The organism is Streptomyces sp. NPDC048197, assembly GCF_043202395.1.
Taxonomy (GTDB): domain Bacteria; phylum Actinomycetota; class Actinomycetes; order Streptomycetales; family Streptomycetaceae; genus Streptomyces; species Streptomyces siderophoricus.
Map to the genome: position 1 here is coordinate 1 of NZ_JBIDAJ010000073.1, position 10126 is coordinate 10126.

A 10126-nucleotide genomic window follows, 5' to 3' on the forward strand; every position below is an offset into this window, starting at 1 on the left:
CCACTCGCTACGACAAGACCACCGAGTCCTACCAGGCCGCCGTCACCCTCGCCTCGCTCCTGATGTGGGCGTGACATTTGAAGACATCTCCTAGGAGGAGGCTCAGACCTTGGCGGTTGATGGCGGCGCGGTGCGGTGCCCGCGGCCTCCTCGGAGACGTGGCCGAGGTAACGGCGGATGTGGGTCAGGTTCGTGCCGTGCCGCAGCAGTCGGGTGACCAGCGCCGAGGTCGAGATCGGCGGTCCAGGCGCGGAATCCGGTATGGGACGGAATCCGGTATGGGGCCAGGCGTAGGACAGGACGCGGCGGCCGTCGGGATTGAGGATGTCGGTGGGGAACAAAACGAGGTGAGCGCGCTCGGCTGGAGTGGGTGGGAGGCCCGCGGGCCGGTCGACGTAGTGGGGCCAGGCGCTTGCGGCGGCGTTCTTCGAGCCGGTCCAGGGATGGCCGGGGATGCGGACGCGGGGCGGGGACCTGCGGTGTGGGGGAACTGGTCGGCGATCGATGCCTGTCCCAGCCCCTCTTATCCGAGATCGCAGAGTGCGCTTCTGATCAGCCTGAGCCCGAGCAGGCGGGGCCTTCGGGTGGCGATGCCGCGCGAAGACCGGGTGGTCTTGATGGTGTTGCGCTTCTTCTTGCCGGAGACGAAGGCCCGTCGTCCGGGCCTGCCTTCGGCAGCGAACCTGGGTCCCGGCGCCATCGAGCGGGGCGGCTGCCGCCGAGGTCGGCGCCCTTTACGATCTGGCGATCTCTTGCCGGAGCTGGTGGGTGAAGCGACGCAGGAGGTCCAACGTCTCTCGGAACTCGGCCCGGCGGTCGTCCCTGCCGTCGGTGGGCCGGGTGCTCCAGACCCGATGCGCGAGAGCATCGGCGAGATCGACGGTGTCGCTGGAGCAGAGCAGGTAGAGGGCTGAGCGTGCTTCCTGCAGCCGGTTCGCCAACTCGTTGGCTCCGGGACCGTCGTCACTCAGCTGTGTTTCCTTCAGGTAGTCCAGTAGCTGAACTACGGCCGTGTTGAAGCCGATCCCGGCTTTGAGCTTCTGTTCGCGGAGCCACATGCGGTCCTGTCGGCGCGCGGTGAACCACGAACCAAATACCACCCCTATGAGGCCGATAGCGGCCCCGATGGCCACGGACAGGATGTTCTCCACGGTTAGCTCCCCCCGACGTACAGGGACGCCAGGCTACAGAGGGACCTCGGCCACCCCTTGCTTGAGCGCGCTGCACATGGCAGAGCCATGAACCGGACTCCCTTCGGCAAATGCGCAAATGCATGGCCGTCGCCATCCGGAAGACCGCCTCCGCAGTCCATTGTGATCAAAATGCCCGACAGTCGACAGCACCAGGGCGCTAACCTCCACCCAGAGCCGAGGAGGGGCAGTGGCACTGGGGAACAAGGGGAGCCGGCGCATCGTCGTGGACGGGGTGACCTACCGGTGGCGACTCCGTCGGCGGCCGACCTACCGTCAGGCACTGTGCTGGTCGCCTTGCACCTACGCCGCCGAGCGCGCTGAGCAACACGGGGCAATTCTGGTGGTCACCACTGATCAACCCCACACCAGTAACTGGCTCAGCAGACAAGCCGCCCCGGTCCGGCCTGCTGACGTCGCGAACCACATCCGCATCGCCCTGGTCCGAGGATGGCGACCGACGCACCCTGGTTCACCCTTCGAGCTGGACCTTTCCACTGGTTTCGTATCCAGCCCTTGAGCAGTGGCAAGGCACACGCCTGCCATCCTCTCGGCATGTCCCAAGTTCTTCCCCGCACCGTCCGAGCTGTCGACACCGATCAGCTCCTCGCTCTGGAACAAGAGGCCGCCACATGCGGCTTCAGCCAGCGGCGCCCGGTCGACTGGCTCCAGGAGCACCTCGCGCAGAGGCGGCCCACTGCCTGGTGCCCACACTCGTGCATCATCTCCGCCACCGTCCCGAGGTGTCGCCACAGTGGAGGTGCCAGGTGTTGCTATGGGGCAGGACCGGCGAACAGGTAGAACAGGGAGAACAGGTCGGGGGCCTGCTCGATGTCCTTCCCGACACCTTCGACAAATCCCGGAGACCCTGGACCCGGAGTTCAAGAAGGACATCGAGCAGGCTGCATGGAGCACGCCGTCCCCCAGCGTGAGTGGGCAGAACGGATGGCGCCTGATGCCGTGGGTGCCTCGTGCGACTTTTCGCGCCAGGTGGCGCCTGAGTGAGCGGCACGACATCAGGCGCGTGTGCCGAGGGTTCGGGGCTACTCGCGGTGCCGGCGCCATCCGGCGCGAAAAGTCACCCCGCGAAGGGTGATGGTTTCGATCAGCCTCCGTGCGCGGTGAGTATGTAGCCTTCCGGGCCCTCGAAGGAGAACTTCGGCCCGAAGGGGCTGTCCGTCATCGGTTCGACGATCTTGATCCCGGCGGCAACCAGCTGGTCGTGGAGCTGACGGGCGTCGGGGGTGCGGAACCAGAGCACCATGCCGAGGCCCGGCCGTGCGGTGTCGGCGAGGCTGACGCCCGGGAGGAGCGCGCGGACGGCGAACGGGATCGGCTCGGTGTCGAACACGATCGCATGCGGGGGTGAGACCGCGGCTCGACGCAGACCCAGGTGCTGCTCGCAGAAGGCCGCGGCGGCTTCCACGTCGTGGACCTGCAGGGCGATGAAGTCTGGGCCGTCGATGGCAACAGGCATGAGCTTCCCTCACTCTTCGATGTCAGGACTTTGACATGTGAGGTTAGGGAGTCGCGTCCCTCGTGTCAAAATGCTGACATGAAGGAAAGCGTGTCGACGGAGCCGTTTCGCCCGGCGGACGATGTCACCCACCATGTGGGGTACCTGCTCAAACGCGCCCAGGCCGCCCTGCGCGGCGCCATGGACAAAGTGCTGCGCGAGCACGGGCTGACCGTGCCGCAGTACGCCACCCTCGAACTCCTGGCCCAGCACCCCGGCATGTCGAACGCCGACCTCGCCCGCGCGACGTTCGTCACCCGACAGTCCGGGAACGTCGTGCTGCGGGGCCTGCAGGAAGCAGGGCTGATCACCCGCCCCGCCACCGCCGATCACGGCCGGGCCCGGCCCGCTCGCCTTACCGAAGAGGGCCAGGCACGTCTCACCACGGTCCAGGACGCTGTGTACGCCGTCGAACAGCGCATGGTCGAGGCGATCCCACCCCAGCGCATCGCGGCGCTCCTCACCGATCTCGAACGTATCGCGGTAGCTCTGGAGGACTGATCAGCCAAGGCGGCGGTAAGCCCGAGCATCGCCGTGAGCAGAGCGGAACCTGGGCGGCCGTCACCGCAGCGTGATCTGCGCGCTTGCGATCCGTGCCGCCCCGCCCGCCCCCGCGCTCAACTGGCCGACCAGCACGCCCAGTTACCAGTTACATTTCGCCATCGACCTCGATAAGAGCCCGCTGCTCGATGCCAACCATGGCCCTTCCATAGCGCCGACGCCCCAATCAGCCCGTACGGCGTCGTCGCCGATGCCCACCCGGCGACGACGCCCGGCGACGACGCCCTGCGATGCATGCGCCAGCGTGGCCGGGACCGCGGGGCGGACCAGGTGAAGCTCGCCGAACTGTGGGGAGCGTGGTCGTGGTCCGCGTCGCCAACCAGCTGATCCCGATGCCGATGAGGCTGTGGCTTCTCTTCCATGGGCTGGCGATCGGGCGATCGGGCGATCGGGCACTCGGGCGCTCAGCGGCGGATGGCGTCGGCGCGTAGCTGTAGCCAGCAGGAGAGGCGGTCGTCCGGCTGGTCCAGGTGGAGGGCGAACAGCTCGCGGGCGCGGCGCAGCCGGTACTTGAGGGTGTTCTGATGCACTGTCAGCCGGCGGGCCGCTCCGCCTACATTGCCGACCGCGTCAAGCCAGGCGGCGACCGAGGCGGCGTAGTGCGTGCCGTGGGTTCGGTCGTGGGCGAGCATGGCCTCGACGCCCGGGTGGCGCAGCCGGGGCCGCTGGGCGAGCTCGTCCGACAGGTGAGCGAGGAGCACTCGGGCATGGACATCGGTCAGTGCGGCGACGTCCGGCGCCTTGGGGTCGGCGGTGGTCACCCGTAGCACGTCAGCTACCTCCGAGCGTAGCTCGGGCAGCTCGGTCAGGAGCGTGGCGGGCCGGCTGAGGGCGGCGCGCAGTGGGTGCGCGCCGCGACGGGAGGCCGCGGCGAGGGCCTGTGCTGCCAGTCGGCGGGCCGAGTCGGGGTCGGCGTCCGGCAGCAGGGTGTACACGCTGCGCGGGCCGGTGCAGACGGCGGCGGAGGGGCGTACCGCGGCCCAGTGCCGACCGAGCTCGGCTCCCAGACGGGTCAGCAGTGTGCCGGCGTCCGGAGCGACGCCGACGGGGGCGAAGCCGAGGAGGGTGAAAGGCGTGTTCGCCGGGATGCCGAGCCGGTAGGCGGTGTCCGTCGCGGGGGCGGTGCCGTCCAGGCCGGCCCGGAGTGCCTGTTCCCGGGCGTGCAGCTCCAAGGCGGTGGCGCTGCGGCGGCGCAGCATGTGCAGTGCGGCGGTCCGGGCGCCGTCCAGCAGCGCCCGCTCACCGCCCGCGTCGAGTGGGCTCCGGCCCTCGATCGCCCAGATGGTGCCGAGGGGGAGGTCTCCGGCGCGCATGGCGACCGCGACGCGCGGCAGTTCGCCGTCGGCCAGCCCAGGCATTCGTAGGACACCGGGTGCGGTGAGCACCTGCCGGTACTGGCGGAGTTGCCGTTCGGCCTGTGGGCCGGGCTGTTCGGGGACCCGTCGGCCGAGGATGCCCTGGCGGCGCAGTTCGTCGATGGCCTGTCCCGGCCGCGTCGAGTAGGCGAGGACCCGGGTTTCCAGGTCCTCGATGGCCACCGATCCACCGATGACCGCGGCGATGGCGTCGGCGAGCGCGAAGAGTTCCTCACCGGCCCCGTCGCCGCTTCCGGCGTGTGAGCTTGTCATTTCTGACGGAACCATGCCCTGACCCTAGGCGATCACGACAAGGCGTGACCCGGTGCGTGGACTGGAACATGATGCGGCCGGCCCGGAGGGCGGGACCGGCCACACGGCAAGCACGGAGGAATTCCATGGCCATTCCGGTCGCTCGCCCAGCTACCGCTGGGAAGTCCCAGACCGACGCCGCTGCCTCCCACGAGGCACTGCTCGGACTGTTCCCGCCAGGCACGGTGCTCGGCCAGGACGGAGAGCTGGTGATCGGTGGCTGCGCGGTGACCGACCTCGCGGCCCGCTTCGGCACGCCGGCACTGGTCGTCGACGAGGCCGCGCTGCGGTCCCGCGCCCGCTGCTACGCCGACGGGCTCGCCGCCCGGTGGGCCAACTCCCGGGTGGCGTTCGCCTCCAAGGCATTTCCCTGCACGGCGGTGTACCGCCTGCTGGCCGAGGAGGGGCTGAGCATCGACGTCGCGGGCGGCGGCGAACTGGCCCTGGCCCTGGCAGGGGGAGTCGACCCCGCCTCGCTGGTGGTCCACGGCAACGCCAAGACCGAGGAAGAACTGCGGATGGCGGTGGAGGCCGGAGCCGGACTCATCGTGATCGACAACTTCGACGACATCGACCGGTTGGAACGGCTCGTGACCGACGAGCAGCCCGTCCTCGTGCGTGTGACACCCGGTATCCGCCCGGACACCCATGCCGCGGTGTCCACCGGGCAGGAGGGCTCGAAGTTCGGCCTGACCCTGCCGCAGGCCCGGGAGGCGATCGCCCGGCTGCAGGCCGGCAGCCGGCTGCGCCTGGACGGGGTGCACGTCCACATCGGATCCCAGATCCTCGACACCGAGCCGTTCGCCCGCGCGGTGGAGGCCGTGGCGGGCCTCGGCACCTTCGCCGTCTACGACCTCGGTGGCGGCCTCGGCACCCGCTACACCTACGAGGACCGCCCGCCCACCATCGGGGAGTATTTGGACACCCTGGTGGCCGCGGCCCACCGGAGCCTGCCCGCCGACGCACAGCTCATCATCGAGCCCGGCCGGTCGATGGTGGCCGAGGCCGGGGTAACGCTCTACCGGGCGGTCACCGTCAAACGTGGGAAGCCGACCTTCGTCGCAGTCGACGGTGGTATGGGCGACAACCTCGAAGTCCCGCTGTACGGACAGCGCTTCGAGGCCACGGTCGCCACCCGGGTGGGCGGCGGCGAGCCGTACCACCTGGTGGGCCGGCACTGCGAGTCCGGCGACGTACTCAGTGCCGGCGTACCGCTGCGTGACCCCCGTCCCGGCGACCTGATCGCCGTGCCGGTCACCGGTGCGTACTGCTTCTCGCTGAGCAACAACTACAACGGCGCGCTGCGGCCGCCCGTCGTCTTCTGCCGCGACGGCGAGGCGCGGGCCGTGGTGCGCCGTGAAACCTACGGCGACCTGCAGCGGCGCGACCGCCCCTGAGCCGCTGCCGCGGGCCTCCCTTCCCGTCGCCCACGTCGACAACCCACTCCTATGCATAGCACCGCACACGACGCATCCGCCGGACGGTTGTCCAGATGCTGGTGAGCTTTCTCCTGACGGCGATCACAATGATGCTTGCCTTGGTCGTCCCATTGGACAGGAGAAGGATGCAGCCCGGACAGTATGGAGAGGTGGCCGATGCCGCAGAGCTTCCGGCACGACTGCGGCACGTTTACTGGATTGGCGGCGGGAGCGGGGCAGGCAAGTCGACGATCGCCCGCCGACTTGCCGACCGTTACGGTTGGCGCCTCTACGCGACCGATGACGTGATGCGGGATCACGCCGGACGAACCACGGCCGAGGAGGCCCCTTTCCTGCACGAGTTCATCGCCATGGATATGGACGAGCGATGGGTGAACCGGTCCCCGGGAATCATGCTTGAGACATTCCATTGGTTTCGAGGTGAGGGCTTCGGTTTGATCATCGAAGATCTTCTTCGCCTGCCGCAGGAGACGTGCGTCATCGTCGAGGGCTTCCGGCTGCTGCCGCACCTCGTGAAACCTCTCCTTGCTGCTCCTGAGCACGCCGTCTGGCTCCTTCCCACACCTGATTTCCGCCAGGCCGCCATCCAGAGTCGGGCCACACCAGGGGAAGGATTCGTATGGAAGACCAGTGATCCAGCAAAGGCTGGCCGCAATATTGCCGAACGTGACTGCATGTTCACAAGACGCCTTCAAGAGGAAGCTGAGCGTCTCCGACTACGCACCATTCAGGTCGACACCACGATGACCGAAGATGAACTCGGAGAGCAGGTGACCACAGCGTTCGGACTCTGAGTGTCTGCCGGCACAACGCTCTGCAGCCACTGGTCCAGATAAGCGGTCGTCTTCCACAATGCCCTGAACATGGCAGAGATCGTCCGCCAGCTGCTGGCGGAGGGCCGGGAGATCGCCCGGAGGATTTGGTATCCCCTCAGTGTTGGTCTTCGGTGAGTGCTCCCTTGGCGAGTGTGAGGGCGCCAGGCATCATCGACAGCTGCCGCGCAAGGCAGCCACCCTCGGTGCAGTGGGAGTTCGGGTGTGTTCTTCGTCGTACACATGACGATGTGCGACCCGATCCAGGTGAAGGCGGCGCTATGTTGCGCGGGATTCCGTCCCTGGCGACGTAGGCCAGGCGGGCCAGGTCACGGGCCAGCAGCTCCTGGCTGATCGGGTCGTTCAGAACTCGATGATCTCGTTCGGCTGGATGTTTCGGTTCCTCCTTCTCAGCGCAGTTGCTCGGCCAGTCCCACGATGATGCCCGCCGGGCCGCGGAGGTAGCAGAGCAGGTAGCTGTCCTCGAACCGGGCGATCTCGCCGACGAGTTCGGCGCCGTGAGGGCGCAGGCGGGCAACGGTGTCCTCGATGTCGTCGACGGCGAACATGACGCGGTGCGTGCCCAGAATGTTGTGCGGCCGGTTACGCGGCCCGCCGCTGATTGCCGCGGGACTGCGGTACTTCGCCAGCTCGATCCGGCTGTGGCCGTCCGGGGTCCGGACCATCGCGATGTCACAGCGGACGCCGTCGAGTCCGGTGCACTGGTCCGCGAAGAGGCCCTCGACCTCGGCCCTGCCCTCCAGCTCCATACCGAGTTCCACGAAGAATGCGATGGCGGCATCCATGTCCTCGACGACGATGCCGACGTTGTCCATCCGCTGAATCGCCATGCTGATTTCTCCTTCTTCTTCGTGCGGCCGCTGGTGGCCGCTGATGTCCCTGGGACGGAGCAGGTGGCACGTTCTCGACATCCGCAGACCGCCGAACTCCGAAAGTCTGGCTCGCGCCTCAGCACCGCTGCAGCAGATCCGCGAGCCAGGCGCCACCACAAGGGTGAGTGCGGCGCAGGTGGCCGCTCCCACCGCAGTGGCGGCATCCACAGCATGGCTCGGGCGTGCCGGTTCCGGTGGGCATAATCTGGCTGTGGACTTGAGACCGGAATTGCTGCCCCCGCCTGTGAGTCGGCAATGGCTGGATGAGCTGTGCACCGAAGTGGAGCGGATCGCTGACCTGCTGGAAGCCTGCCCGGAGGTGGCGGACGAGGCGATCGCGGCTTTCAATGCGATGACTGGGCACGATTACGAGGCTCTCGACTTCGCCGAGTGCTACGGCAGCAGAAGTCTGGAGGAGTTCGCGAGGGAGGCGGCCCGGCCGGCTTGCCCCGTGGTCGCGGACATCACCCAGGACGAGCTCGTCGAGATCGTTCGCAGACTCCTCATGGCCGCCCCGGAGAGCGACTACTATCTGCGGCTCCTGGAGGCGAACGTGTCGCATCCCCGGGTGAGTGACCTGGTCTTCCATCCCTCGGACGCCCTTAAGAATGCGTCTGCGGAGCAGATCGTCGATGAGGCTCTTAAGCACCGACCCATCGCGCTCTGAGCTGAGGAGAGGCCAGCCGGCCGTGACGGTGCCGTGCGGTCGTGCGGCTGGGCAGCGCCGGGCCGGACGACCGCACCGCATGGGGCCGGATCTCTGGCTTCGACTGCTGGGCAAGCAAGCTGCTGCCTGCCCCGTCCCCGGAAAGCGCATCCAGCCGGCGACCCCGGCTCATCGACGCCCCCGCCGCTCACCGAACTATGGTGGAAAGCCGGTAGGCCCTGGTGGATCGCTGATGCCGGGTGTTCGGCTCATTCCTTGAAGGCGGCCTCGACCTGTGCGGTGTCCTCGGCGCTGCGGTGATATGTGATCTTGCCATTGCGGAAAGTGAACTGGTGATGCAGGTTCATTGCCACTGGCTTGCCTGTAGCGCGGTTGTGCGCACGCATGCGTACCACGGTCAGCACATCGGAGTCGCTCACCGCGAACGTGATGGGGGTGAACTCCTCCACCTCCATGGTCGAGCCGAATTGCTCGAAGAACGAGGCCACTTCGTCCTTGCCGTGACGCACTCCGTACCAAGGCGCTACGGTCGAACTGGTTTCCGTAGCCCAGTCGATGTCCTCGCTCAGAGTGTCCAGGATGGCGGGCACGTCACCCTGTTCGAAGGCCGCGTAGATCGACCGGATGGTTCCGACATTGTTGTCCGCACCCATGGCGTGCCCTTCCACCTGGAAGATCCAGTACGTCGCCCACCGTACGGATTCGGCCTGGCCGGGGGTTCTGGCAACGTGTCAGAAGTTCACGTGGCTCACCCGTTCAGACGCTCATCATGTGATCGGTCGCACCACCTGCCATCCGCGGTGCGGCCAAGAGGCTCCTTCTAGGCGGGCGCGGTCAGCGCCTTCGTGGGCTACTGGACGACCGCCCACGAGGGTAGGGGCCGGCCCCTCAGAAGCGGCCTAGCTCCAGTGTGCATGGCGGCGCGGCGGGGCAGAGGTCACCGAGCGCGGCACTATCGTCATGCGGGTGACGGGAGTCAATGCCGACCAGCGGTGGTCCGAATCCATGTCGGCGGCCTATGAGCAATACCTCGTGCCGGTGGTCTTCCGGCCTTTCGCCGAGGACCTGGCCACGAAGGCGGCGGCACTCCACCCGCGGCGTATCCTCGAACTTGCCGCGGGGACAGGCGCGTTGACATCCCACTTGCTTGCGACGGCGCCGTCGGCCGAAGTGACGGCCACCGATCTGAACGAGGCCATGGTCGCCGTCGGGTCGGCCCGGGCACCGGGCGCGGTGTGGCGGCAGGCCGATGCGCAGCGGCTGCCGTTCCCGGACGGAGGCTTCGACCTAGGAGATGTCTTCAAATGTCACGCCCACATCAGGAGCGAGGCGAGGGTGACGGCGGCCTGGTAGGACTCGGTGGTCTTGTCGTAGCGAGTGG

Annotated in this window: 10 protein-coding genes and 1 pseudogene; 6 read left to right on the forward strand and 5 right to left on the reverse strand. The window is 67.8% G+C overall.

From position 1 onward, the window contains the following. Window positions 1-734: 734 nt before the first annotated feature. Window positions 735-1151, reverse strand: a complete 417-nt coding sequence (locus ACGF4C_RS39110) for a hypothetical protein (protein ID WP_393573408.1) — start codon at window positions 1149-1151, stop codon at window positions 735-737. 594 nt (window positions 1152-1745) lie between these two features. On the opposite strand from ACGF4C_RS39110, the pseudogene ACGF4C_RS39115 reads away from it, so the two are divergent. Next, window positions 1746-2195: pseudogene (locus tag ACGF4C_RS39115) on the forward strand (hypothetical protein). A gap of 100 nt (window positions 2196-2295) precedes the next feature. Here the strand turns inward: ACGF4C_RS39115 and ACGF4C_RS39120 are convergent. Beyond that, window positions 2296-2667: a VOC family protein gene (locus tag ACGF4C_RS39120; RefSeq protein ID WP_393573410.1), complete on the reverse strand. Its 372-nt coding sequence runs from the start codon at window positions 2665-2667 to the stop codon at window positions 2296-2298. A 78-nt stretch (window positions 2668-2745) separates the two neighbouring features. On the opposite strand from ACGF4C_RS39120, the gene ACGF4C_RS39125 reads away from it, so the two are divergent. Further along, a complete protein-coding gene (locus ACGF4C_RS39125; RefSeq protein ID WP_393573412.1) occupies window positions 2746-3207 on the forward strand; it encodes a MarR family winged helix-turn-helix transcriptional regulator in 462 nt (153 codons plus the stop codon). Between the two features lie 464 nt (window positions 3208-3671). Here ACGF4C_RS39125 and ACGF4C_RS39130 read toward each other — a convergent pair whose 3' ends face one another. After that, a complete protein-coding gene (locus ACGF4C_RS39130; protein ID WP_393573414.1) occupies window positions 3672-4895 on the reverse strand; it encodes a PucR family transcriptional regulator in 1224 nt (407 codons plus the stop codon). A 125-nt stretch (window positions 4896-5020) separates the two neighbouring features. Here ACGF4C_RS39130 and lysA point away from each other — a divergent pair, with 125 nt between their 5' ends. Next, entirely contained in the window at window positions 5021-6331 is a 1311-nt protein-coding gene (gene lysA, locus ACGF4C_RS39135) for a diaminopimelate decarboxylase (protein ID WP_393573416.1), read from the forward strand. 95 nt (window positions 6332-6426) lie between these two features. Continuing rightward, window positions 6427-7167: a shikimate kinase gene (locus tag ACGF4C_RS39140; protein ID WP_393573418.1), complete on the forward strand. Its 741-nt coding sequence runs from the start codon at window positions 6427-6429 to the stop codon at window positions 7165-7167. A 428-nt stretch (window positions 7168-7595) separates the two neighbouring features. On the opposite strand, the gene ACGF4C_RS39145 is transcribed toward ACGF4C_RS39140, so the two are convergent. Then, window positions 7596-8036, reverse strand: coding sequence for a VOC family protein (locus ACGF4C_RS39145; RefSeq protein ID WP_393573420.1), 441 nt, complete (start codon window positions 8034-8036; stop codon window positions 7596-7598). Here ACGF4C_RS39145 and ACGF4C_RS39150 point away from each other — a divergent pair. After that, complete coding sequence (locus ACGF4C_RS39150; protein WP_393573422.1) at window positions 8035-8745, forward strand: hypothetical protein; 711 nt, start codon at window positions 8035-8037, stop codon at window positions 8743-8745. The genes ACGF4C_RS39145 and ACGF4C_RS39150 overlap by 2 nt on opposite strands. A gap of 248 nt (window positions 8746-8993) precedes the next feature. On the opposite strand, the gene ACGF4C_RS39155 is transcribed toward ACGF4C_RS39150, so the two are convergent. Continuing rightward, entirely contained in the window at window positions 8994-9398 is a 405-nt protein-coding gene (locus tag ACGF4C_RS39155; protein ID WP_393573424.1) for a nuclear transport factor 2 family protein, read from the reverse strand. 352 nt (window positions 9399-9750) lie between these two features. On the opposite strand from ACGF4C_RS39155, the gene ACGF4C_RS39160 reads away from it, so the two are divergent. Next, window positions 9751-10098 carry a class I SAM-dependent methyltransferase gene (locus tag ACGF4C_RS39160; protein WP_393573426.1) on the forward strand — a complete coding sequence of 116 codons (348 nt, stop codon included), beginning with the start codon at window positions 9751-9753 and terminating at the stop codon, window positions 10096-10098. The last annotated feature ends 28 nt before the right edge of the window (window positions 10099-10126 follow it).